This window comes from Polaromonas sp. (genome assembly GCF_012927455.1).
Taxonomy (GTDB): Bacteria; Pseudomonadota; Gammaproteobacteria; order Burkholderiales; family Burkholderiaceae_C; genus Polaromonas.
On the sequence record NZ_JABBPE010000002.1, the window covers coordinates 610,654 to 636,092 of the forward strand.

Annotated in this window: 20 protein-coding genes; 2 read left to right on the plus strand and 18 right to left on the minus strand. The window is 58.7% G+C overall.

The window, feature by feature from the left end; genetic code table 11:
• Window positions 1-17: 17 nt before the first annotated feature.
• Window positions 18-731: an electron transport complex subunit RsxB gene (gene rsxB / locus HHJ18_RS03435; protein WP_296911524.1), complete on the plus strand. Its 714-nt coding sequence runs from the start codon at window positions 18-20 to the stop codon at window positions 729-731.
• 23 nt (window positions 732-754) lie between these two features.
• Here rsxB and HHJ18_RS03440 read toward each other — a convergent pair whose 3' ends face one another.
• From HHJ18_RS03440 to scpA, 12 genes are all read right to left on the minus strand, one after another.
• Window positions 755-1,195 carry a CBS domain-containing protein gene (locus tag HHJ18_RS03440; RefSeq protein WP_296911526.1) on the minus strand — a complete coding sequence of 147 codons (441 nt, stop codon included), beginning with the start codon at window positions 1,193-1,195 and terminating at the stop codon, window positions 755-757.
• A gap of 63 nt (window positions 1,196-1,258) precedes the next feature.
• Window positions 1,259-2,314: a 2-oxoacid:ferredoxin oxidoreductase subunit beta gene (locus tag HHJ18_RS03445; RefSeq protein ID WP_296911528.1), complete on the minus strand. Its 1,056-nt coding sequence runs from the start codon at window positions 2,312-2,314 to the stop codon at window positions 1,259-1,261.
• Entirely contained in the window at window positions 2,311-4,161 is a 1,851-nt protein-coding gene (locus HHJ18_RS03450) for a 2-oxoacid:acceptor oxidoreductase subunit alpha (protein ID WP_296911530.1), read from the minus strand. Before HHJ18_RS03450 ends, HHJ18_RS03445 begins: the two co-directional genes overlap by 4 nt.
• The gene (locus tag HHJ18_RS03455; RefSeq protein ID WP_296911532.1) at window positions 4,158-6,032 is read right to left on the minus strand and encodes an FAD-dependent oxidoreductase; all 1,875 of its coding nucleotides are present in this window, start codon (window positions 6,030-6,032) and stop codon (window positions 4,158-4,160) included. Before HHJ18_RS03455 ends, HHJ18_RS03450 begins: the two co-directional genes overlap by 4 nt.
• Window positions 6,033-6,338: 306 nt before the next feature.
• Window positions 6,339-7,376, minus strand: a complete 1,038-nt coding sequence (locus HHJ18_RS03460; RefSeq protein WP_296911534.1) for a D-cysteine desulfhydrase — start codon at window positions 7,374-7,376, stop codon at window positions 6,339-6,341.
• 118 nt (window positions 7,377-7,494) lie between these two features.
• Window positions 7,495-9,021, minus strand: a complete 1,527-nt coding sequence (locus HHJ18_RS03465) for a methyl-accepting chemotaxis protein (protein WP_296911543.1) — start codon at window positions 9,019-9,021, stop codon at window positions 7,495-7,497.
• Between the two features lie 133 nt (window positions 9,022-9,154).
• Window positions 9,155-9,643, minus strand: coding sequence for a VOC family protein (locus HHJ18_RS03470; protein ID WP_296911545.1), 489 nt, complete (start codon window positions 9,641-9,643; stop codon window positions 9,155-9,157).
• 168 nt (window positions 9,644-9,811) lie between these two features.
• A complete protein-coding gene (locus tag HHJ18_RS03475; protein ID WP_296911547.1) occupies window positions 9,812-11,860 on the minus strand; it encodes an acetyl/propionyl/methylcrotonyl-CoA carboxylase subunit alpha in 2,049 nt (682 codons plus the stop codon).
• Window position 11,861: 1 nt separating this feature from the next.
• Window positions 11,862-12,089, minus strand: coding sequence for a hypothetical protein (locus HHJ18_RS03480; protein WP_296911549.1), 228 nt, complete (start codon window positions 12,087-12,089; stop codon window positions 11,862-11,864).
• A gap of 9 nt (window positions 12,090-12,098) precedes the next feature.
• On the minus strand, window positions 12,099-13,631 hold the full coding sequence (locus HHJ18_RS03485) for an acyl-CoA carboxylase subunit beta (protein WP_296911551.1): 1,533 nt from the start codon (window positions 13,629-13,631) through the stop codon (window positions 12,099-12,101).
• 49 nt (window positions 13,632-13,680) lie between these two features.
• Window positions 13,681-14,718 carry a methylmalonyl Co-A mutase-associated GTPase MeaB gene (gene meaB, locus HHJ18_RS03490; protein WP_296911552.1) on the minus strand — a complete coding sequence of 346 codons (1,038 nt, stop codon included), beginning with the start codon at window positions 14,716-14,718 and terminating at the stop codon, window positions 13,681-13,683.
• On the minus strand, window positions 14,715-16,883 hold the full coding sequence (scpA, locus tag HHJ18_RS03495) for a methylmalonyl-CoA mutase (RefSeq protein ID WP_296911554.1): 2,169 nt from the start codon (window positions 16,881-16,883) through the stop codon (window positions 14,715-14,717). Before scpA ends, meaB begins: the two co-directional genes overlap by 4 nt.
• A gap of 207 nt (window positions 16,884-17,090) precedes the next feature.
• On the opposite strand from scpA, the gene HHJ18_RS03500 reads away from it, so the two are divergent.
• Complete coding sequence (locus HHJ18_RS03500; protein WP_296911556.1) at window positions 17,091-17,726, plus strand: GntR family transcriptional regulator; 636 nt, start codon at window positions 17,091-17,093, stop codon at window positions 17,724-17,726.
• 25 nt (window positions 17,727-17,751) lie between these two features.
• Here HHJ18_RS03500 and HHJ18_RS03505 read toward each other — a convergent pair whose 3' ends face one another.
• The 6 genes from HHJ18_RS03505 to HHJ18_RS03530 all read right to left on the minus strand — a co-directional run bounded on the left by HHJ18_RS03505 (window position 17,752) and on the right by HHJ18_RS03530 (window position 25,413).
• On the minus strand, window positions 17,752-18,189 hold the full coding sequence (locus tag HHJ18_RS03505) for a TIGR02594 family protein (protein ID WP_296911558.1): 438 nt from the start codon (window positions 18,187-18,189) through the stop codon (window positions 17,752-17,754).
• Between the two features lie 104 nt (window positions 18,190-18,293).
• On the minus strand, window positions 18,294-19,877 hold the full coding sequence (locus tag HHJ18_RS03510) for a SpoVR family protein (RefSeq protein WP_296911560.1): 1,584 nt from the start codon (window positions 19,875-19,877) through the stop codon (window positions 18,294-18,296).
• Entirely contained in the window at window positions 19,874-21,145 is a 1,272-nt protein-coding gene (locus tag HHJ18_RS03515; protein WP_296911562.1) for a YeaH/YhbH family protein, read from the minus strand. The genes HHJ18_RS03510 and HHJ18_RS03515 overlap by 4 nt, the downstream gene beginning before the upstream one ends.
• A 51-nt stretch (window positions 21,146-21,196) precedes the next feature.
• Entirely contained in the window at window positions 21,197-23,119 is a 1,923-nt protein-coding gene (locus HHJ18_RS03520) for a PrkA family serine protein kinase (RefSeq protein WP_296911564.1), read from the minus strand.
• Window positions 23,120-23,322: 203 nt separating this feature from the next.
• Entirely contained in the window at window positions 23,323-24,324 is a 1,002-nt protein-coding gene (gene dusA, locus HHJ18_RS03525; RefSeq protein ID WP_296911566.1) for a tRNA dihydrouridine(20/20a) synthase DusA, read from the minus strand.
• Window positions 24,325-24,930: 606 nt separating this feature from the next.
• On the minus strand, window positions 24,931-25,413 hold the full coding sequence (locus HHJ18_RS03530; RefSeq protein ID WP_296911568.1) for a hemerythrin domain-containing protein: 483 nt from the start codon (window positions 25,411-25,413) through the stop codon (window positions 24,931-24,933).
• Between the last annotated feature and the right edge of the window lie 26 nt (window positions 25,414-25,439).

Sequence of the window (25,439 nt, forward strand, 5' to 3'; positions counted from 1 at the left end):
GATAGGACAATAGGTGGGTGAACGCCATCCCCCAAAGCCTTCTTTTTGACCGCATCAACGCCGCGCTGCCGCAAACGCAGTGCGCGCGCTGCGGTTACCCTGACTGCGCGGCTTACGCGCTAGCCATCGCCTCGGGCGGCGCGGCCATCAACCAGTGTCCTCCCGGCGGCGCTGAAGGCGTGAAGCGGCTGGCAAGCATCACCGGTCAGCCCGCCCTGCTTCTGAACTCCGTCAACGGCAGTGAAGGCCCGCGCAGCGTCGCCATCATCGATGAAGCCTGGTGCATAGGCTGCACGCTGTGCATCACAGCCTGCCCGACCGACGCGATCTTCGGCAGCAACAAGATGATGCATACCGTGATCGAGCCTTACTGCACCGGTTGCGAGCTGTGCATTCCGGTCTGCCCGGTCGACTGCATCAGCCTGGAAAATGTCACGGGAACGCAGACCGGCTGGCAAGCCTGGTCGCAGCATCTGGCTGACCTGGCACGTGCTCGCTATGCGCTGCACAGCGCCAGAGCGGCACCACAAACTATTGAAGATATGGAGGATGGCGACGGCCGTGACAAACAGACGCTGAAGCCACCGGTCGATCAGCCCACGTCGTCCTTGCCCACGGAGCCGCTGGCGTCGGAAAAAAGACGCAGCACCATAGCAGCTGCGCTGGCACTGGCGCGTGAGCAGCGAGTTGCGCTGGCACCCAGAAAACCGGCCGCCGACAAGCCACGGTAACAACCGCCGGCAAGCTTTATCAATTAGCCGAGCGCGTCGTTAACCTGCTCATGAAACTCCGCCAGGCCAACCGCGGTGCCGATTTCCCGAGGCAGCGCGTCACGCACCGAGAAGACGCCCAGAATTTTTGAAGCCGAACCCATGATAGGCAGATGCCGAAAGCCGCGCTCAATCATGATGAGAACCGCATCGGCCACCCGCGTTTCCGGTGGCACGCAATGGGGGTTGCGCGTCATCACGTCAGACACCAGGGTTGTTTCCGGATTGAGCGCCTTGGCAAGCACGCGCGTCATCAGGTCGCGCTCGGTCACGATGCCCAGCAAGTTGCCCGGTGTATCGACTATCAGTACGCTGCCGCAATTGGCTCGCGTCATGACGCAGGCGGCCTCCCACACGCTGGACTGCGGCCCCAGGCTTAGGACATGCTTTTGCGACATGGATTGGAAAACAGTGCGTTCCGGCATGTAGTTGCTCCTTTCAATTAACGATTTAAATCCTGTGCCTGGTGAGCCTTGCGCCTGATGTTGTCAGCGCAAGGCCGCGTTGATCTTTTCCAGTGCCTGGGCGCCCGGACAAAGCTGCGCCACACCCAGCGCATTCAAAGGCTTCTCGCTGGTGTTCAGCGACCTGTGCAAATCGGTGGCCAGCGGGTCCAGGTAAAGCAGGCCCGTGACAATCTCGCCGCGTGCCTGGTGCGCCTGCATGTAGCTCATGGCCGCGTAACGGTCGGTCGGGTCGTAGTCCGGGTGCAGCTTGCGCAGACGCAGCATGGTGCCGTCGTGCTGCTTCACCTCCACCGCCTCGCCCGGTCCGTAGTCCGTGCTGATCTCGCTGTGCTGCGGGATAAAGTCGATGCGGCTGACGGCCTCGTTGTGCTGACGCACGTAGTCATAACTCTTGGTGCTGCCCCCGTGGTTGTTAAAGGTCACGCAAGGACTGATAACGTCGATGAAAGCCGCTCCGCCGTGCGTCATGGCCCCCTTGATCAGCGGCACCAGCTGCGCCTTGTCGCCCGAAAAGCTGCGCGCCACATAAGTAGCGCCCAACTGCAGCGCCAGCCCCACCAGGTCGACCGGGCTGTCGCTGTTGATGACACCCTTTTTGCTCTTGGATCCGCTGTCGGCAGTGGCTGAAAACTGGCCCTTGGTCAGCCCATAGACGCCGTTGTTCTCCACGATGTAGGCCATGCACACACCCCGGCGCATGGCGTGGGCGAACTGGCCCAGTCCGATGGATGCCGAGTCGCCGTCGCCCGAGACGCCCAGGTAAAGCAAGTCGCGGTTGGCCAGGTTGGCCCCGGTCAGCGCCGAGGGCATGCGGCCATGCACGGTGTTAAAGCCGTGCGAGGCGCCCAGAAAATAGTCGGGTGTCTTGCTGCTGCAGCCAATGCCCGAAAGCTTGGCGACGCGGTGCGGCTCGATGTCCAGCTCCCAGCAGGCCTGGATGATGGCGGCCGATATGGAATCGTGCCCGCAACCGGCGCACAGCGTGGAAATGCGGCCTTCGTAGTCACGCCGCGTATAACCGACCTTGTTGGTGGTCAGCGTGGGGTGGTGCAGCCGGGGTTTGGCGATATAGGTCATGCGGGTTCCTTGTGCCGGGGCAGCTCGGCGGGCCGGGGTGCCGCCGGCTGCACACTCTGGCGAATAGCGCGGGCGATGAAGCGCGCGGTAATCGGCGTGCCGTCGTAGTGCAGCACACGTACCAGCCGCGCCGGGTCAACGTCAAGTTCATTGACCAGCATCGAGCGCATTTGCGCGTCGCGGTTCTGCTCAACCACGAACACCTTGTCATGCCCGGCGATGAAGCGATTCACCGATTCGGGAAACGGAAACGCCTGCAGTCGCAGCGCATCGACGTGTACGCCCTCTTCGTGCAGCACGTCCAGCGCCTCGCGCATGGCCGGGCTGGTGGAGCCGAAATAGATCACGCCCCACGGGGTTGCCTGCGCCGCGACACGCAGCACCGGCTGCGGCACCAGACTGGCTGCGGTCTTGAACTTGCGCAGCAGGCGTTCCATGTTGTAGACGTAGTCCACACCTTTTTCGGAGTAACGAGCATAGGGGTCGCGCGTCGTGCCGCGGGTAAAAAAGGCGCCTTTGCTTGGATGGGTACCCGGCAAGGTGCGCCAGGGGATGCCGTCGCCGTCCACGTCCTTATAGCGGCCAAAATCCTTGCCGGCTTCAAGCTCTGCCGCCGTCATGACTTTGCCGCGGTCATAGTCGCGCGCGTCATCCCACACAAAAGGTTTGCACAGGCGCTGGTTCATGCCGATGTCCAGGTCGCTCATCACAAAGATCGGCGTCTGCAGGCGATCAGCCAGGTCCAGCGCTGCGGCCGCGTGCTCAAAGCATTCATGCGGGTCTTGCGGAAACAGCAGCACATGCTTGGTGTCGCCGTGCGAGGCATAGGCGCACGAAAGCAGGTCGGACTGCTGCGTGCGCGTCGGCATACCGGTAGACGGGCCACCGCGCTGCACATTGATGATGGTCACCGGAATCTCGGCAAAGTAGGCCAACCCGATGAACTCCGTCATCAGCGATACGCCCGGCCCGGAGGTGGCGGTGAAGGCCCGCGCTCCGTTCCAGCCCGCGCCCACCACCATGCCAATGGACGCCAGCTCGTCTTCGGCCTGCACGATGGCGTAGTTGTTGCATCCGGTGGCAGCGTCCACACGGAACTTGTCGCAATATTTCTGAAACGCCTCAGGCACCGAAGACGAGGGCGTGATCGGATACCAGGCGGCCACCGTCGCCCCGCCATAGACGCAGCCCAGCGCCAGCGCGCTGTTGCCGTCGGTAAAAATCTGGTCCCCGACCTTGTCGGAGCGGCGCACGCGAATGCCCAGCGGAGCCTCCAGATGCTGCTTCACAAAGTCACGCCCCAGGTGCAGCGCCTGGATGTTGGAGTCCAGCAGTCGCTCCTTGCCCTTGTACTGCTCGGCAAAAAGTTTTTCAAAGACATCGGCCTCCACCTCCAGCAGCACTGACAAGGCACCCACGTAGATGATGTTCTTGAACAACTGGCGCTGCCGCGGATCGTCATAGGCCGCATTGCTGATTTCGGTCAAGGGTATGCCGATGACATGAACGTCCTTGCGGAATTTTGACTCAGGTACAGGCCTTGTGCTGTCATAAAACAGGTAGCCGCCGGGCTCGATTTCGGCCACATCGGCGTCCCAGGTCTGCGGATTCATGGCCACCATCATGTCGACGCCGCCGCGCCGGCCGTGGTAGCCTTTTTCGCAGACTCTGGCCTCATACCAGGTGGGCATGCCCTGGATGTTGCTGGGGAAGATGTTGCGCGGGCTCACTGGCACGCCCATGCGCATCACGGCCTTGGCGAACAGCTCGTTGGCCGATGCCGAACCGGAGCCGTTGACGTTGGCGAACTTGATGACGAAATCATTGATGGCGGTGATGCGTTTCATGCGGTCTCCGTGGAAAGCATGGGAAGCGAGGGCACTGGGCGACTGGAGGGCTGCGAATCGCGGCTGTCCGGTCCGGCCTGCGCGGTATTTAGCAAAAATTTCTGCATGTCCCACGCGCCGGTGGGGCAGCGTTCTGCACACAGGCCGCAATGCAGGCACACGTCCTCGTCCTTGACCATGATGTTGCCGGTCCTGAGCTCGGCAGAGACCATCAGGTCTTGCCCGGTATTGCGCGCCGGCGCTTTCAGCCGCGTGCGCAAGTCAGCCTCTTCGCCATTGGTGGTGAAGGTGATGCAGTCCATCGGGCAGATGTCCACGCAGGCATCGCATTCGATGCAGGTGTCGCGGTTGAACACTGTTTGCACATCACAGTTCAGGCAACGGCTGGCTTCCTTGAAGGCCGTGCCGGCATCAAAGCCCAACTCTACTTCTACCCGAATGCTCGCCAGTGCCAGCTCGGCCTTGGCCCAAGGCACCTTGTAGCGCGTGTCAACCGACACATCGTTGTGGTAACTCCACTCATGAATGCCCATCTTCTGCGACATCAGTTGCGTCAGCGACGCCGGACGCTGCGCCACCGATTCGCCCTGCAGTAAACGGTCGATCGACACCGCCGCCTCGTGCCCGTGCGCCACGGCGCTGATGATGTTCTTCGGTCCGAACGCCGCATCGCCGCCAAAAAAAACCTGCGGCAGGCTGGCTTGAAAAGTGGTCTTGTCCAGCACCGGCAGACCAGAGCGTTCAAACGCGATGCCGCAGTCGCGCTCGATCCAGGGGAAAGCGTTCTCCTGTCCAACAGCAAGCAGCACCGTGTCGCAGGCAAAAAACACCTCAGCCTCGCCCGTGGCAAGCAGTTTGCGCTGGCCCTGCTCGTCATAGACCGCGCGCACCTTCTCAAAGGTCATGCCCAGCAGCTTGCCGTCCTGGTGCTGAAAGCTCTTGGGAACGTGAAAATTGATGATGGGAATGCCCTCGTGCGCGGCGTCCTCTTTCTCCCAGGGCGAGGCCTTCATTTCCTCAAAACCGCTGCGCACGATGACTTTCACGTCAGAGCCGCCCAGGCGCCGCGCCGAGCGACAGCAGTCCATCGCGGTATTGCCGCCACCCAGCACGATGACGCGCGCGCCCACGCTGGTGATGTGGCCGAAAGAGACCGACGCCAGCCAATCGATGCCTATGTGAATGTGCGCGGCGCCCTCCTGGCGCCCCGGCAGATCGAGTTCCCGCCCGCGCGGCGCGCCGCAGCCCACAAACACCGCGTCATAGCCCTGCGCCAGCAAGCTCTTCATCGATTCAATCCGCCGGCCGCTCTTGAACTGCACGCCCAGATCCAGCACATAGCCGGTTTCCTCGTCAATCACCTCCTCGGGCAGGCGAAAGTGCGGGATCTGCGAGCGCATGAAGCCGCCCGCCTTAGCCTCGCCATCGAACACCGTCACCTCGTAGCCCAAAGGCGCCAGGTCGCGCGCCACCGTCAGCGACGCAGGCCCGGCACCGACGCAGACCACGCGTTTGCCGTTGCGTGGCGCCAGCGCGGGCATGCGCGCCTTGACGTCGCCCTTGTGGTCCGCCGCCACGCGCTTGAGGCGGCAGATCGCCACCGGTTCGGGGCGGGAGGGCGGCGCGCCGTCGGCGCCATTGTTTTCTTCGACCCGGCCGCGCCGACAGGCCGGCTCACAGGGCCGGTCACAGGTGCGGCCCAATATCCCGGGGAAAACGTTGGACACCCAGTTGATCATGTAGGCATCGCTGTAGCGACCCTGCCCGATCAGCCGTATGTATTCAGGAACGGGTGTGTGGGCCGGACAGGCCCATTGACAGTCGACGACCTTGTGGAAATAGGCCGGTTGGGTGGTGTTGGTGGGTTGCAAAGTGCCTCCTTGAGCTGCCCGGCACCGCAAACAGCGCGCCAGCCAGTCAACAGCCTAAACCTTCACACCCCCAATGCACTCCGGAATTCCCCGAAAACTGGGGTTTTCATGACCCACATCAAGAAATTCGGCCCTGTGCAACCGACGCCATTCGTGCAGCGGTCAGTTTAGCTATAATTTTGATAGCTATTTACGCCCGTCTTATATGGGCTAGAGCACTAAAACATCAACTTTTATGCGATCGAGGCGGTGCGGACTGCGCAGCACAAAGGAAAAGCTTGAAGTGCCCGCCAATGGCTGATGACTTCAGGCCGGCAGCCCAGTCAGGCCCAGCACCTCGGGCTCGTAGGCATGCAGCGAAGGCGCGCCACCGGTGTGGATGAACAGCACGTTTTCATCGCGCTTGAAGTAGCCCTGGCGCGCCAGCCCGATCAGGCCGGCCATGATTTTTCCGGTGTACACCGGGTCCAGCAAGATTGCCTCGGTGCGCGCCAGCAACTGCACGGCTTCGACCATGGCCGCGTTGGGCATTGAATACTTGGGCCGCCACCAGTCGCCAAAACTCAGCACCGCCTCGCGAGGAATCGTCAGTTTCAGGCCCAGCAAGTCGGCCACGGCCTGCGCTTCTTGATGCACCAGCGGGTCCTGGTCGACCGGGTCGCGACTCACGCCGATGCCGATCAGCGGGATGTTGATGTGGTTGCCCAGAAAGCCGGCCAGCAGGCCACCATGCGTACCCGAGCTGCCCGAACCCACCACGATCTTGTCAATTTGCACACCCTGCTCAAAAAATTGCTGCTGCAGCTCCTGCGCGCAGGCCACATAACCCAAGCCACCGATGGCGTTGGAGCCACCGCCCGGCACGATGTAGCCTTTGCGGCCTGCCCCGGCCAGGTCATCCGAAACCTGCTGCATAGCTTGCAGCATATTGGTGCCGGCGGGCACTACGGTGATGGCTTCAACGCCGAGCAGGCGGAACAAAAAGTTGTTGCCGCTGGCGTCAAGCCTGTAGCTGTTCGGCACGCGCTCTTCAATCACAAAGCGGCACTTCATGCCCTCCTTGATGGACGCCGACAGCGTGGCACGGCAATGGTTGGACTGTGGTGCGCCGCAGGTGATCAGCGTGTCGGCGCCCTGCGCCAGCGCGTCGGCCACCAGAAACTCCAGCTTGCGCGTCTTGTTGCCGCCGGGCGTCAGGCCCAGCATGTCGTCGCGCTTGATCCAGACATTGGGGCCGCCAGACGGTCCACAGGAGTTGCGCAGGGCTTGCGTGAAATTGGGTAAAAACTCCAGCGGCGTGACGCCCTGGGTGTAACGGCGGCGCGGGAAACGGCTCAAATCCATGAAACGGTACTCCAGTTGGGTTCAGTCAATGACAAGGCTTGCGCTTCCATTAAAACCGATCTCGTTCCGCCTGCGAAAGCAGCGCCGAAACCGGCGAATCAAGCACCGTAGCGTGGTGTCAGCTCAGTATCAGATTCTTGTAAACACCGCAGCCCACGAACCAGTCGTCCAGCTGCTCCACAAACGACATCTTGGTCTGCACTTTACCGGTCGTCGGGTTGGTGATCTCGTATTCAACCCAGCCCGGCTCCAGGCTGGCCTGATCGATGATGGATTGGAGCAACTGGTTGCCATCGATGCCCGCAATGTCCTGGACCCGCGTGCCCACCTTGGCCGGGTTACCGCCAAAAGCCAGGTAGCAGCCTGCGCGATCAAGGGCAAAAACGTACATGTCGCGGTCATGAAAGCCCTTGGCAGGGTTGCTCAGATCCCGCAGAAAAGCCTCTTTCGAAGTCTGGTTTCGGTGCGCCATGGCCCGCTCGACCAGCTCGACCGCCTCTTCGGCCGAGCCCTGCTGCAGCCTGAACGACGCCACTGACTGCACCAGCGTGCTGGCGCGCCCTTCCAGATTGATAGCCTGCGTGACCGCGCGCGTCACCATGCCGGCATTGCGCTGCGTGATTTCGTCGAGCTGGCGCACCGCCGATGTGATCTCGCGCAAACCGGTACTTTGCTCGGTGCTGGAAACAGCGATCTGCGACATGTTTGCCGCCACTTCCCGGATACCGGCGACGACTTGCTCAATCGTGCTGCCAGCTGCCCTGATTTTCTGCACACTGTCGGAGATATGGCTGCTCGATACACCGATCAGCAAGCGAATTTCCTTGGCCGACTCGGCCGATCGCTTGGCCAGCGAGCGCACTTCACTGGCCACCACGGCAAAGCCCCGGCCCGACTCACCGGCACGCGCCGCTTCTACCGCTGCGTTGAGCGCCAGAATATTGGTTTGAAACGCCAGCCCATCGATGACGCTGACAATTTCGTCCATGCGCTTGGCGCTGCCCTGCACGGCCTCGACCGCATCAATCGCCTCGACCATGATGGCCGCCCCGCCGTTCGCCACCTGGCGGACCTCAGCGGCTTGTGTGTTGGCATGGCTGGCGCTGCTCGCGTTGGCGTGAACGGTGGAAGACAGTTGCGCTACGCTGGCGGCAGTCTGCTCCAGGCTGGCCGCCTGCTGCTCGGTGCGGTCAGACAGGTCACGGTTGCCGATGGCCAGGCTTTTACCCGAATGCGCCACGAAGGCGGCGTTGCTGCGAACGTTGGCCACCATGCCCGACAAGGTGCGGCTGAGCCGGCCCATGGCAATACTCAAGCTGCCCAGTTCGTCCTGACTGCGGTTTACAGCCAGGTTCAGACGCAAATCGCCGGCCACCATTTTTTCTGTCGCAACGATCAGTTGGCCCAGATCCTGCGCCACGCTGCGGTAAAGCGCCCCTAAGAAATAGATTAGCAGGGTCAGCCCGACGCCATTGGCAATCGCCACGCGAATGAAGCCGGTGCTGGGGTTGACATCCCCCAACAACTGCCAGGCCACAACCAGCAGCGGAACAACGCAGACCCCTGCAAGCAGCATCAACTTGCCTGCAAAACGCATGCGGCGCATCAACCAGATGCCGGGATTCAACAGCTTGCCAAATAACATTTGTTTCTTCCGCAATCAAGCGCATTCAAGGGTAGAGCGTGACCACGGCGCTTTACATCGGCCGACAGCTACCTCACGAAAAAAGCAGTGTGGCTTAACACCTTTTGGCTTGATTCAGCAAACAAACGACTGTTCAGCCGCCAGTTTGGGCGCCAAGTTGGGCACGGAATGCGCCGATCACTTCGGCTGGTGCCTGCACCAGTTCGATCAAGACGCCCTCGCCCGCAATGGGAAACTCTTCGCTGGGCTTGGGATGCAGAAAGCAGATATCAAAGCCTGCCGCGCCCTTGCGAATGCCGCCGGGCGCAAAGCGCACTCCCTGGGCCGTCAGCCACGCCACCGCCTTGGGCAAGTCGTCAATCCACAGGCCGACATGGTTGAGCGGCGTGGTGTGGACGGCGGGCTTTTTGTCGATATCCACCGGCTGCATCAGGTCCACCTCGACCTTGAACGGACCACTGCCAATGACGCAAATGTCTTCATCGACATTCTCGCGCTCGCTGACAAAATTGCCAGTGACTTCAAGCCCCAGCATGTCGACCCACAAGGTACGCAGACGGTCCTTGCTGGTGGCGCCAATGGCGATTTGCTGGATACCGAGGACTTTGAAGGGACGTGTCATTTTATTTTCCTAGACGAACAATCAACTGCTGCAAGGCAGCCCAAAGTGACAAGCGTGAGGGTTTTCTACAAGCAGGGGCCGCGGAACCGGCTTTGCCGGGCCGCAGGCGCAGCGGCCCCCTCGGGGGGGCAAGAAGCTACGCGAAGCGAGCGACCGTGGGGGCCATATTCATGCAAACTCCACAATCGGCTGGTCCACGCTCAGGCTTTCGCCTTTTTGCGCCAGCACCTTGTCGACCACGCCATCGGCCGTGGCAAACAGCACGTTTTCCATTTTCATGGCTTCAATCACGGCCACGCGTTCACCGGCCTGGACTTTTTGCCCCACCTGCACCGCCACTTCAACCAGCAGGCCGGGCATGGGCGACAACACGAAGCGGCTCAGATCCGGCGGCGCCTTGAACGGCATCAAGGCATGAAGCTCGGCGGCGCGCGGCCCCAGCACCATCGCATCGAGTTGCGTCCCGTTGTGAATAATGCGCACGGCCAGAGGATTTCTGCCCACGCCACGTTCGACCTGCGCCGCAAAAGGCTGGCCATTCACCGTGCCGCGAATACGCGCGCCACCCAAATGCCAGTTGCTACAAATTTCATAGCGCTTTCCGCCCGTTTCTATTGAGCTAGCGCCCGAAATAGCTTGAAAATCCCGGAGGATTGCGGGATGTGGCGTATTTACGCCGCCGGCACCCAGGCCAATCACCACGTATTCCTTGCCCACCGTCACGCCATGGCCCGGCATCTGGCCGCTGATGCCCGCGGCCCGGACCCGAATGCGGCGGTACACATAGGCGGCCAATGCCACCAGAAAACCGGGATCATCATGCGGCACATCTTCGGCACGGAAACCCTGGCTGTAATTTTCGGCAATAAACCCGGTGTTGAAGTCACCAGCTACAAACTTGGGGTGCGCCAGCAAAGCCGCCTGAAACGGAATGTTGCTGCTGACGCCGCGAATCACAAAGCGGTTGAGCGCATCACGCATCTTGGCAATCGCATCGTTTCTGTCGCTGCCATGAACGATCAGCTTGGCAATCATCGAGTCGTAAAACATCGAAATTTCGCCGCCGTCCTGCACACCGGTATCGACCCGCACGCCAAAAAGATGCTCGGTGTCGGCCGCAAACATGGTTTCTTTGGGCGGCTGAAAGTGCACCAGCCGGCCGATGGATGGCAAGAAGCCGCGAAACGGATCTTCGGCATTGATGCGGCATTCCATCGCCCAGCCATTGCGCTTGACCTGATCTTGCGTGAGCGGCAGCTTTTCGCCGGCGGCCACGCGAATCATTAGTTCCACCAAATCCAGCCCGGTAATGCATTCCGTCACCGGATGCTCAACCTGCAGACGGGTGTTCATTTCAAGAAAGTAAAAGCTTTGGTCCTTGCCGACAACAAACTCCACGGTGCCAGCGGATTGGTAGTTCACGGCTTTGGCCAGCAGCACCGCCTGCTCGCCCATGGCCTTGCGCGTCTCGCCGCTGATGAAGGGCGATGGCGCCTCTTCAATCACTTTCTGGTGACGGCGCTGGATCGAGCATTCGCGCTCATTCAAGTAGATAACATTGCCGTGGCTATCGCCCAGCAACTGGATTTCGATGTGGCGTGGTTCTTCAACAAATTTCTCGATGAACACCCGGTCGTCGCCAAAGCTGCTCTTCGCCTCGTTGCGGCAGCTGGTAAAGCCTTCCAGCGCTTCCTTGTCATTGAAGGCGACGCGCAAGCCTTTGCCGCCGCCCCCCGCGCTGGCCTTGATCATCACCGGGTAGCCAATGCCCTGGGCAATTTCAACCGCTCTTTCAGCCGTTTCAATGGCGTCGTTCACGCCCGGAATGCAGTTCACACCGGCCGCACCGGCCAGCTTTTTGGACTCGATCTTGTCGCCCATCGCCGCGATGGAGTGGTGCTTGGGACCGATGAAGACAATGCCCTCTTCTTCCACCCGCTTGGCAAAGCCGGCGTTCTCGCTCAGAAAACCGTAGCCTGGGTGAACGGCCTGTGCGCCCGTCTGCTTGCAGGCGGCAATGATTTTCTCGGCCTGCAAATAGCTGTCCCGGCTAGGCGCCGGGCCGATGTTGACGGCTTCGTCCGCCAGTTCGACATGGCGCGCGTACTTGTCGGCGTCGGAATAAACCGCGACGGTTTTGATGCCCATTTTGCGGGCGGTACGAATGACGCGGCAGGCGATCTCGCCCCGGTTGGCAATCAGAATTTTGGTAAACATTTCAGAACCCGTTTTCTTGAATGATTCGTTTCAGCTGTTGAATAGCTTCTTTACTAAAACGCAGACTCTGGCTTTTTTTCCCCGGAATTGCACGCCCTGTAGACCCATACGTGTCGAGTTGCAGAAGTTTTTCATCATCCAGAGTGATGATGGTGTAGCTGCATTCCACCGCTGAGTGTTGGGAAATCGTTTGAAGCGGCTTCAATTGAATGTTGGTAATTAATGCCATCTCAATCCTTCACAGCGGAATATTGCCGTGCTTGCGCCACGGGTTTTCTATTTTCTTGTCGCGCAGCATTACCAGCGAGCGGCAGATGCGTTTGCGCGTTTCATGCGGCAGGATCACATCGTCGATAAAGCCGCGGGCACCGGCAACGAACGGGTTGGCGAATCTAGCCTTGTATTCGGCTTCCCGGGCGGCCAGCTTGATCGGGTCGCCCTTGTCTTCGCGAAAGATGATTTCGACCGCGCCCTTGGCACCCATCACGGCAATCTCGGCATTCGGCCAGGCAAAGTTGACATCGCCGCGCAGGTGCTTTGAAGACATCACGTCGTAGGCGCCGCCGTAGGCCTTGCGGGTAATCACAGTAATTTTCGGCACGGTGCACTCGGCGTAAGCGTAGAGCAGCTTGGCGCCATGCTTGATGATGCCGCCGTATTCCTGTGAGGTGCCTGGCATGAAACCTGGCACATCGACAAAGGTGATGACGGGAATGTTGAATGCATCGCAAAAGCGCACAAAGCGCGCCGCCTTGATGGAGCTCTTGATGTCCAGGCAACCGGCCAGCACCAGCGGCTGATTGGCGACGATACCGACCGACTGGCCTTCCATGCGGCCAAAACCGATGATGATGTTCTTCGCGTACTCAGGCTGAATTTCGAAGAAATCGCCATCGTCAACCGTTTTGGCGATCAGCTCCTTCATGTCATAGGGCTTGTTCGGGCTCTCGGGCACCAGCGTGTCCAGGCTCATGTCCATGCGACTGGCCGGGTCGGCGCTGGGGCGAGCCGGTGCTTTTTCGCGGTTGTTCAGCGGCAGGTAGTTGTACAGCCGGCGCAGCATCACCAGGGCTTCAACATCGTTTTCAAACGCCAGATCGGCGACGCCGCTGCGGGTGGTGTGGGTAATGGCGCCGCCTAGTTCCTCGGCGGTTACTTCCTCGTGGGTCACGGTCCTGACCACTTCGGGGCCAGTCACGAACATGTAGGAGCTGTCTTTGACCATGAAAATAAAGTCGGTCATGGCCGGTGAATACACTGCGCCCCCCGCGCTCGGCCCCATGATCAGGCTGATCTGCGGAATCACGCCGCTGGCCATCACGTTGCGCTGGAACACGTCGGCATAGCCGCCGAGCGAGGCGACACCTTCCTGAATGCGTGCGCCGCCCGAGTCGTTCAGGCCAATTACTGGCGCGCCAACTTTCATGGCCTGGTCCATCACCTTGCAGATTTTCTCGGCATGGGCTTCAGACAGCGCACCGCCAAACACCGTGAAGTCCTGGCTGAAGACGAACACCAGCCGGCCATTGATCATGCCGTAGCCGGTCACCACACCGTCACCCGGAATCTTGTTGTCCTGCATGCCAAAGTCACTGCAGCGGTGCTCGACAAACATGTCCCATTCCTCAAACGTGTCCGCGTCCAGCAACACGTCCAGACGCTCGCGCGCCGTCAGCTTGCCCTTGCCATGCTGCGCATCGATGCGCTTTTGGCCACCGCCCAAGCGAGCCGCAGCGCGCTTTTTTTCCAGTTGTCGAAGAATTTCCTGCATGCTTGGCTTTCATTAGTCTCTGTAACCGCTATAAAACTCTGTTTGCTATCTATTTAATAGCTGCTTGCGCCCGTCCTGATTGCGCTGCAAGCAGATTTCGTGCTGCAGTTGAGGCTGGAAGCTGGCCGCTCTCCACCTGCGCAACCAGCGTTGGCAGCAAGGCACTGACCGCCGGGTCGTGCCGGAATGCCTGCTTCAGGCCCGCGTCAATGCGCTCCCACATCCAGCTGAGTGCCTGGTGCTGGCGGCGCGCGGCCAGTTTGCCGTTGGCGGTTTGCAGGCTTCTGAACTGCGTTACGACGGCCCAGAAGGCATCGACGCCTTTGTTATGCAGTGCGCTAAGCTGAATCACCTGGGGATGCCAGAAGTTGTCGTAGCTGGCTGCTTGTGCGGTGCCCATCGCGTTGTTGACCAGGCCAAACAAACGCATGGCAGACTTGATTTGCGCCTCGGCGCGCATGGCGGCGTTCGCGTCAATGTCGGCCTTGTTGATGATCACCAGGTCGGCCAGCTCCATTACGCCTTTCTTGATCGCCTGCAAATCGTCACCGGCGTTGGGCAGCTGCATCAGCACAAACATATCAGTCATGTTGGCAACCGCTGTTTCGCTTTGGCCGACGCCGACGGTTTCAACAATCACCACGTCGTAGCCGGCCGCTTCGCAAACCAGCATGGCTTCGCGCGTTTTTTCTGCGACGCCGCCCAGCGTGCCGCTTGACGGGCTGGGGCGAATGTAGGCTTGGCTTTGCACCGAGAGCTTTTCCATGCGCGTCTTGTCGCCCAAAATCGAGCCGCCCGACACGCTGGACGAGGGGTCTATGGTGAGCACCGCGACGCGTTGCCCCTGCGCGATGAGATAGAGTCCCAGCACTTCAATAAAGGTCGATTTACCGACGCCAGGGACGCCGCTGATACCTAGGCGGAAGGCCTGGCCGGTGTGCGGCAGCAGCGTTGTCAGCAGCTCGTCGGCTTGAGCGCGGTGATCGGCGCGGGTCGATTCGAGCAGCGTGATGGCTTTGGCGATGGCGCGGCGCTGCACGGCGGGCGCGCCGTCTAGTACAGCTTCCTCCAATAGGCGTGGGGTCACTTCAAGGCAGCCCGGATCTGCTCCAGCACATCCTTGGCACTCGCCGGAATTGGCGTGCCGGGTCCGTAAATGCCTTTGACGCCGGCTTCGTAGAGCATCTCGTAGTCTTGCCGCGGAATTACGCCCCCAACGAAAACGATGATGTCATCGGCACCCTGCTTTTTAAGCTCTTCAATGATTGCTGGAACGAGGGTTTTATGCCCTGCTGCCAGCGTTGAAACACCGACCGCGTGCACGTCATTTTCAATCGCCTGGCGCGCGCATTCTTCAGGCGTCTGAAACAGCGGCCCCATGTCCACGTCAAAGCCAAGGTCGGCAAACGCCGTGGCCACGACTTTGGCGCCACGGTCATGGCCGTCCTGGCCGAGTTTTGAAATCATCACGCGGGGGCGGCGGCCCTGGCTTTCGGCAAAAGCGTTGATTTCAGCCTTGAGGGTGTCCCAGCCTTCAGCCGAGTCATAAGCCGCGGCATACACACCAGTCACCTTTTGCGTATCGGCGCGGTGGCGCCCGTAAACTTTTTCCAGCGCATCGCTGACCTCGCCCACCGTGGCGCGCAGGCGTATGGCCTGGATGGTCAGGTCCAACAAATTTCCGGAGTTGTCTTCTGCTGCAAAAGTGATAGCAGACAACGCCCGTTCTACCTTGGCCGAGTCACGTTTTGATCGAATTTCGTGGAGCCGGGCGATCTGCCCGTCGCGCACGGCCACGTTGTCGATGTCGCGCGTCTCAATGGCGTCTTCAGTCTTCAGCTTGTACTTGTTGACGCCGACGATCACGTCCTTACCGCTGTCGATGCGAGCCTGCTTTTCGGCCGCAGCGGCTTCGATCTTGAGCTTGGCCCAGCCGCTGTCGACGGCTTTGGTCATTCCGCCCATGGCTTCTACTTCTTCGATGATGGCCCAGGCGGCATCGGCCATGTCCTGGGTGAGTTTTTCCATCATGTAGCTGCCGGCCCAGGGGTCAATCACGCTGGTGATGTGAGTTTCCTCCTGGATGATGAGCTGGGTGTTGCGGGCAATGCGTGAGCTGAATTCTGTGGGCAGCGCGATCGCTTCGTCAAAGCTGTTGGTGTGCAAACTTTGCGTGCCGCCAAATACCGCCGCCATGGCTTCGATGGTGGTGCGCACCACATTGTTGTACGGGTCCTGCTCGGTCAGGCTCCAGCCGCTGGTCTGGCAATGAGTGCGCAGCATCAGGCTCTTGGGGTTCTTCGCGTCAAAACTTTTCATGATGCGGCACCAGAGCAGACGGGCGGCGCGCATCTTGGCGACTTCCAGGTAGAAGTTCATGCCGATGGCCCAGAAAAAACTCAGGCGTCCGGCAAAGCCATCAACATCGAGCCCCTTGCCCAGTGCAGTTTTGACATATTCCTTGCCGTCTGCCAATGTAAAGGCCAATTCGAGCGCCTGGTTCGCGCCGGCTTCCTGCATGTGATAACCCGAGATCGAGATCGAGTTGAACTTCGGCATCTTCTGCGCCGTGTACTCGATGATGTCGCCAATGATGCGAATGCTGGGCAGCGGCGGGTAAATATAGGTGTTGCGAACCATGAACTCCTTGAGGATGTCGTTCTGGATCGTTCCGCTTAGTTGGTCCTGGCTCACACCCTGCTCTTCGGCCGCCACCACATAGCCCGCCAACACTGGCAGCACCGCGCCGTTCATGGTCATGGAAACACTGACCTTGTCGAGCGGGATCTGTTTGAAGAGGATTTTCATGTCCTCAACGCTGTCGATAGCTACGCCGGCCTTGCCCACATCGCCGGTCACGCGCGGGTGGTCGCTGTCGTAGCCGCGGTGCGTCGCCAGATCAAACGCGACAGACACGCCCTGTCCACCTGCGGCGAGCGCCTTGCGGTAAAACGCATTGGATTCTTCAGCAGTCGAAAAGCCGGCGTATTGGCGAATCGTCCATGGCCTGACGGAGTACATCGTGGCCTGCGGGCCGCGAATAAAGGGCTCAAACCCTGGCAATGTATTGGTGTACGCCAGGTCCTTGGTGTCCTCAGCCGTATACAGAGGCTTGACACTGATGCCGTCTGGCGTTTGCCAGTTCAAGGCATTCACATCACCGCCGGGGGCTGATTTGGCCGCCGCCTTGGCCCAGTCGTCCAGGTTGCTGGCGTTGAAAAAAGTAGACGGCGAAGTTTTTTTGGGGCTCATAGCAGGTTTTGCGGCAAGAAATGAAGCTGGCTGCCAAGCCTTTTTACTCGCTTTTTTGACAGTTGGGCAAGTTTACATCATTTATAATTATTGATGCAAAATTAGGTTTGATGTAAACTTTCGCCACTTTTGACCCGATTTCTGTTGGCTGTTGAATATTCCCGCAGTGCTGCGCTTAACCGCCGAAACCATTGAATTAACTCATACATGGCCGTAGTTTCCCTTACCCCCCGGGCGCTTTACGTAGAAGTGGCGGAGCTGTTGCGCGAGCGCATTTTCAGCCGCGAACTGGCACCGGGCAGTTGGATTGACGAGCTCAAGCTGGCCGAGGAATACGGCATCAGCCGCACGCCCCTTCGGGAAGCCCTGAAGGTGCTGGCGACCGAGGGACTGGTCACCATGAAAGTGCGGCGCGGCGCCTACGTGACAGAGGTGTCTGAGCGCGACTTGACCGATGTTTACCACTTGCTGGCCCTGCTTGAAAGCGATGCCGCCGGAGTGGTTGCGACCCAGGCAAGTGAATCGCAGCTCCATGAACTGCAGGACTTGCACCGCGAACTGGAAAAGGCGACGGGCAACCGGGAACGCTTTTTTGAAATCAACGAAGCATTTCACACGCGCCTGCTGGAAATTGCCAACAACCGCTGGCGCGACCAGATGGTGGCGGACCTGCGAAAAGTGATGAAGCTGAACCGCCACAACTCACTACTCAAAAGCGGACGCATTGAGGAATCGCTGGCCGAGCACCGCGCCATCATGGCGGCGCTGAGCGCGCGCGACGCCGAGGCGACAGCACTGCGCATGCGCGAACATTTCAGAAGCGGGCTGGAAGCGGCGAATTAATGCTGAAAGCCCTGATCCTTGGCAGCTATTTATTAGAGCCTGCCGCCGCAGGCCAGCGGTAGCCCAGCACGCACTCCAGCGGATAAAAATGCTCACGTACCTGCTCAAGCTGATTACCGCCGAGTAGATAAATATATTGCGCATCAGCGCGCAGATAGAAACCGACATGACCTTTCCAACTGCCTGGATCGTCGCGGTACAACACCACCAGGCAACCAGACACCGGTTTTTCCAGCGCCTGGCCCCACGCAAGCCATGAGCGCGCAAGCGCTGAGCCGGTACCCGCTATACCCACTTGGGCCAGACACCAATTCACAAACGAGGAACACCACGATGCCTTGTCGTCATAACCACGAAGGTTTGTCACTTCGTGGTATTGCCTGATGCGCGGGTTGCTCTGCCCGGCCGGGTATTGGGCCACGCCGACTTCAGCCGTGGCAACTGGCAGCCAATGTGGCTTCATGAGACTTTAGGATTTGACATAAATGGGGAAGCCCGATGCGCGAGATTGCAAAAGTCGGCGCGAAACAGGCCGGGCCATCACTAAGGCCTGCGGCCCGGTGAACATCACACCACCGCGCCCGGATGCGGCGTCGGCGCCACCTTCCACTGCTTGATTATTTTTCCGTGCTGGTCAACACTTTCAAGCCGTACCAAAAAGCCCCACAAACGCCCAACATGCTTGATGACTTCCTGCGCATCATCGTTGAGCGGGCGGTTATTGTGCTGCGTGTGGCGCAAGGTTAATGAACGGTCGCCGCGAACATCGACGTTCCATACCTGGATGTTGGGCTCGCGGAAGCTCAAGTCGTTCTGGCGCGCCAACGCCTCGCGCACGTGCCGGTAACCGCTGTCATCGTGAATGGCAGAGACTTCAAGGTCGGCCTCGGTGTCGTCGTCAACGATGGAAAACAGCCGGAACTCGCGTATTAGCCGGGGGGACAGGTATTGGCCGATAAAACTCTCGTCCCGAAAATGCCGCATGGCGTAATCAAGCGTCTCGCGCCAATCGGAGCCCGCCACATCCGGAAACCAGCGTTTGTCTTCGTCGGTAGGGCTTTCGCACATCCGCCTAAGGTCGCTGAACATGGCAAAGCCAAGCGCGTAGGGATTGATCCCGCTGTAACCGGGATGGTTTGGCGGCGGCTGGTAAACCACATTGGTATGGGAGCGCAGGCACTCAATCATGAAACCGTCGCTTAACAGTCCGTCGTCATACATGGCATTGAGCAAGGTGTAATGCCAGAACGTTGCCCAGCCCTCATTCATGATCTGAGTCTGACGCTGCGGATAGAAGTACTGCGCGATCTTGCGCACGATCCGTATCACCTCGCGCTGCCAGGGTTCGAGCAAAGGCGCGTTCTTTTCGATGAAGTACAGAATATTTTCCTGCGGCTCCGCCGGAAATCGGCGGTTGGTCTTTTCAGCCGGCTTGTCGGCCGCCTTTGGCAGCGTACGCCACAAGTCATTGATCTGCTGCTGCAAGTAGACTTCGCGGTCCTTGCGGCGCATTTCTTCTTCGGCAAGCGACAGCTTTTGCGAACGCTGGTAGCGATCAACGCCGTGGCTCATCAGCACGTGACAGCTGTCCAGCAGTTCTTCGACCGCATCGACCCCATGGCGCTCCTCGCACTCGGCGATATAGGTTCTGGCATACACCAGGTAATCGATGATCGAGCTTGCATCGGTCCACATCCGGAAGAGGTAGTTGCCCTTGAAGAACGAGTTGTGACCGTAGCAGGCGTGGGCCATCACCAGCGCCTGCATCGGCAAAGTGTTTTCCTCCATCAAGTAGGCAATGCAGGGATCCGAATTGATGACGATCTCATAGGCCAGTCCCATATGGCCGCGACGGTAGCTTTTTTCGGTGGTGATGTACTGCTTGCCGAACGACCAGTGCCGGTAGTTGACCGGCATGCCGACCGAGGCATACGCATCAATCATCTGACCCGCAGTGATCACTTCGAGTTGCACCGGGTAGGTCTTCAGCCCAAAGCGCTTTGCCATGCGCTCGATCTCGGTATGGTAAGTCGTGATCAGCTCAAAGGTCCAGTCGGACGGGCTGGGCAACGGGGTGCGACCCTGCCCCCGCCCTGGCGCCGGTACATCCTTGGGACCGTCAGCGTCCGCAGAGGTTAGAGGGGTACTCATGCAGGCTGCCCTTTCTTGAAAAGCTCACGGAACACCGGATAAATCTCGGACGCGTCGGTGATTTTTTGCATGGCAAAGTTTGGGTGAGCTTCGCGCACCTGGGAATACACCTCCCACAGGTTCTGACGTTCTTCAGCCACCTGAATATAAGCAAAGTAGCGCGATGCCGGCAGCAGTTTTTCAACCAGCAGTTCCCGGCATTTGGCCGAGTCCTGGTGCCAGTTGTCGCCATCGGAAGCCTGAGCTCCGTAGATGTTCCATTCGGTTGGGGAGTAGCGGGCCTGGATGATCTGGTGCATCAACGTTAAGGCACTGGACACCACGGTTCCCCCGCTTTCCGTTGATTGAAAAAACTCTTGTTCCGAGACTTCGGAGGCCTGGGTGTGGTGGCGAATAAAAACGACATCCGTCTTCTGGTAATGCCGCATCAGGAAGAGGTACAGCAGAATGAAAAATCGTTTGGCCAGATCCTTGCGCGCCTCGTCCATCGACCCCGAAACATCCATCAAACAGAACATCACAGCTTTGGAAGCCGGCAAAGGCACTCTGACCCGGTTACGAAAACGCAGATCAAAAGGGTCGAGAAACGGAATTCTCATGAGCCGGCGTCCCAAGGCCTCAATCTGGGCTTTCAGCGCAAGTATCTCGCTGCGTGGCGTGAGCGCATCACGCTGCATCGCGACCAGCAACGCTTGCAATTCCCTCATTTGTTTTCGGGCATCACCGCCCATGGCGATACGCCGGCTAAGCGCGATGCGCATTGATCGCACGACATGCAGGTTGGTCGGCGTACCTTCTGAAATAAAACCAGCACGCTGCATTTTCCATTCCAGCGCATCGGGCAGCAGCTGTGTACGCACCAGATGCGGTAGAGCCAGATCATCGAAGAAATACTGCATGAACTCTTCACGCGTGATGCGAAACACAAAGTCATCTTCGCTGACGCCGTCCGGACTGGCACCCGGACCCTGTCCGCCACCCCCGCCCTTTTTCGGCCGGGAAATATGATCGCCACGCACGAATTCCTCGTTACCGGGGTGCACCCGCTCCTGCGTGCCTCCCGGCCCGTGGCCAAACACTGGCTCTGACACATCCCGACGCGGCAAGGTGATGTCTTCGCCCTGCTCTATGTCGCGGATACCCCGACCCGCGACGGCTTTGCGAACAGCGTCCCGAATCTGATCGCGGTAGCGCCGCAGGAACCGTTCTCGGTTGCCTATCGATTTGTTCTTGCCCGACAAGCGCCTATCGATGACTTGCTGGAGCATCCTGATCCCCGGTTGGTCTGTAAAGGCGCGCGCAGTACATCACTGCGGGCTTCAGGAACTCTTGCGAACTCTGAGGTACCACTCGCACAGCAAGCGCACCTGACGGGCGCTATACCCCTTGGCCACCATGCGGTTGAGGAAGTCTTCGTGCTTTTGCTTCTCTTCCGCGCTCGCCTTGGCGTTGAATGAAATGACAGGCAACAGGTCTTCCGTATTCGAAAACATTTTCTTTTCGATCACCGCGCGCAGCTTCTCGTAACTGGTCCAGGCCGGATTCTTGCCGGCGTTGTTAGCGCGTGCGCGCAGCACGAAGTTGACGATCTCGTTACGGAAATCCTTCGGGTTACTGATGCCAGCCGGTTTTTCTATTTTCTCCAACTCGGCATTGAGCGCCGAACGGTCAAAGATCTCGCCTGTATCGGTATCCCGGTACTCCTGGTCCTGAATCCAGAAATCTGCGTAGGTCACGTAGCGGTCGAAAATGTTTTGTCCGTATTCCGAGTACGACTCTAGATAGGCAGTCTGAATTTCCTTGCCGATGAATTCTGCGTAGCGCACCGCCAGATTTTCCTTGATGAACGCGAGGTAGCGCTGCTCGATCTCGGGCGTGAATTGCTCACGCTCGATTTGCTGCTCCAACACGTACATCAGATGTACCGGGTTGGCGGCGATTTCGGTGGAATCAAAATTGAAAACCTTGGAGATGATCTTGAAAGCGAAGCGGGTCGAGACACCGCTCATGCCTTCGTCCACCCCGGCGTAGTCACGATACTCCTGGTAGCTTTTGGCTTTCGGGTCGGTGTCTTTCAGATTTTCACCGTCGTACACCTGCATCTTGCTGAAGATGCTGGAGTTTTCAGGCTCTTTGAGGCGCGTCAGCACGGCAAACTGCGCCATCATCTTCAGCGTGCCGGGTGCGCAGATCGCGCCGGCCAACGAAGAGTTGCGAATCAGTTTTTCGTAGATCTTGACCTCCTCTGACGAGCGCAGACAATACGGCACTTTGACGATGTAAATCCGGTCCAGAAAAGCCTCGTTATTTTTGTTGTTTTTAAATGCTTTCCATTCGCTTTCATTGGAGTGCGCCATCACAATGCCGTCGAAAGGAATCGCACCAAACCCTTCCGTTCCCTTAAAATTTCCCTCCTGGGTTGCTGTCAACAAGGGGTGCAGCACCTTGATCGGCGCCTTGAACATCTCGACGAACTCGAGCAGGCCTTGATTGGCCAGGCACAAGCCACCGGAATAGCTGTAGGCGTCCGGATCGTCCTGGGCGAAAGTTTCCAGCTTGCGAATATCAATCTTGCCGACCAACGAGGAAATATCTTGATTGTTTTCATCGCCGGGTTCGGTCTTGGCGATCGCGCACTGCCGCAGGACGGACGGGAAACGCTTGACGACCCGGAATTTTCGGATGTCGCCGCCGAACTCTTCCAGACGCTTAACCGCCCAAGGCGACATGATGCGCTGAAGGTAGCGCGGAGCAATGCCGTATTGAGATTGAAGCACCGGAGCATCTTCGGCGCTGTTGAACAGGCCTAGCGGCGACTCATTAACAGGCGAGTCTTTCAACGCATAAAACGGCACCTGCTCCATCATCTGTTTGAGCCGCTCTGCTATCGAAGACTTGCCGCCACCGACCGGTCCTAACAGGTAAAGAATCTGCTTCTTTTCCTCCAGTCCCTGCGCCGCATGGCGAAAGTAAGACACCACCTGTTCGATCGGGTCTTCCAGCCCATAGAAATCGCGGAAGGCCGGGTAGATCTTGATCACCTTGTTGCCAAAGATGCGCGACAAGCGCTGATCATGGTGGGTGTCAAATATCTCCGGCTCACCGATTGCCGCAAGAATACGTTCGGCCGCAGTTGCATAAACAAGCGGGGTTTTTTTGCAAAGCTCGAGGTACCCCTCAAGCGACAATTCTTCTTCCCGCGTCTGTTCATAACGCGTCAGAAAGTTACGGACAACATCCATAAAACCTCCTTCTCAGGCGGGGCCTGTGAACCACATCAAGTTGAGAAACTATCAACACCACTTTACCGTATACCTGACCTGAATGTATACCCTGACTCGGGTGAAGGATAGAGTGCAAATACGACAAAAAGTTCTACATCAGCAGGTCAACATCAAAGGCATCTCATTGAAGACCTGATTTTTGCCACTGTTGAATTATTTGTTCAAGCCGTTTTTTGCACTTCGCTGTGCGATAGCAGCATTACGTCACGCGGCTGCAGATCTTTAAGCTTGTGATCGCTCCACACTTGGCGCCAGCGTCGCGCTCCAGGCAGACCGTGGCGCAACCCCAGCATATGCCGTGCAATTGAACTCCAGGGCGTGCCATGCGCGGCTGCCTCTTGGGCCATGTAATGCACCATCTGCTCTTCGACAGTTTCGCGGGTCAGTTCGGCGATCGGCTCCGCTCCGTAAAACGCTGCATCCCACGACGCCAGCCACCACGGATTGTGATAAGCCTCGCGGCCCACCATGACACCATCGAGCCCGCGGAGTTGCTCGGCAACTTGTTCAGGGGTGGTGATTCCCCCATTTACGACGATGTTGAGGCCGGGAAATTCAGCCTTGAGGCGCTGTACCAGTTCGTAGCGCAGTGGCGGCACCTCGCGGTTTTCCTTTGGACTAAGACCCTTTAGCCAAGCGTTTCGCGCATGCACGATGAAGGTTGGGCAGCCGGCCTCACTCACAGCCCCCACAAAGTCGCGCACAAACTCATAACTCTCGTTTTTGTCAATGCCAATCCGGTGTTTGACGGTGATTGGCACTGCCACCACATCGACCATGGCTTTGACGCAGTCGGCCACCAGTTGAGGCTCGGCCATCAGACAGGCGCCAAACGCGCCGCGCTGCACGCGCTCGCTAGGGCATCCACAATTGAGGTTGATTTCGTCATACTCCCACAACTCACCTAGCTTGGCGCAGCGCGCCAGATCGGCCGGCTCGCTGCCTCCAAGCTGCAGCGCCACGGGATGCTCTTGGGCATTGAAGCGCAGGTGACGCGCGACATCGCCATGAAGCAGCGCCCCAGTGGTCACCATCTCGGTGTAAAGCAAGACGTTTTTGCTGAGCAGCCGGTGAAAGTAACGGCAGTGGCGGTCAGTCCAATCCATCATCGGGGCGACGGACAACTTCCAGTGACTGGCGGGAACCGGGGTAAGACTTGGCATGCACCGATTATCCCAGCCCGTTTTGGCGCCTGGCGCCTTTGAGACTTTGCCCTCAAGCCACGCCTCCAATACCGCTACGACCAGTTGATCAATTTTGCCCATGAACTGCTCGTAACTGCGAGTCTTGACGAAGGCGAAAGCCCAAGCGGTCGCGGATATCCTGGCTGAGGGCGGCGTGCCCGGCCACACAAGGCGCAGCTTAAAGCTACTCGGGCAATATCGGACAGAATTCGAATCCAGCTTTATGACCAAGGCGCATCGGCCGTATTGGCTTATTTTTTTTGCTGCCACTGGGTAGCTGCTGGAGTGCGGTCGGGATAAGCAGAGCACTGTGACCCCGCCCGCAACTCGCGCAGCGTAATTGAAACAAAAATCCGGCTCTTGCGGCTATCTGGCCCAGCGCACGAGGATGCTAGCGATATCAATCGCCCCTCTTAAACAACAGCCTTATTTTCACGCCGTTTAAATTGATCACCCAATCCAGGAACCCGTTGAAATGACACCGCACCGACCATGGCATCCGATGCGCAGTCGCCTGGCAGTGGCGGCACACTTTCGCGCACGGGATGCCTTGGAGGATGCTGCTGTCGACAATTTCAGACCATCTCAGGCCTCTGATTTGTATTCTTCCATCAACTCCATTTTTCGTTGGCTGAGTTCATCGGCCATGAACACCAGGTCCAACTTTGACTTACGCGCCTTCACAAAAATTTCTTCGCGTTCTTCCTTGACATGGTGGTCGATATATTCGCCCAGCACCGTAACTCTGGCGTCGTACAAATCGTCTTCGGGGCTCATCCCCGAAATCTGCGCAATCAGGTCTTTGGCGGTACCGTGTTCCACTTCGGCTTCATCAAACAAGAAATCATCGTCGATGGCATCGCGGAGTTGGGGATAGAAAATTTCCTCTTCAATTTGCGCATGTACAGTCAATTCCTGGCAAATCTGCTCAGCGATGCCCAGTTTTTCTTCTGAGGGTGCGTCGGCATTACAAAGCTTCTTGTAGTCGTTGAAAAGTTTCTTGACTGCCACATGATCGGCGTCCAGCAGGTCTACGGCATCATTTTTCTTGGCGAGTGCTTTAGGCATGACGAGTCCTCTTTCATGTTAAGAAA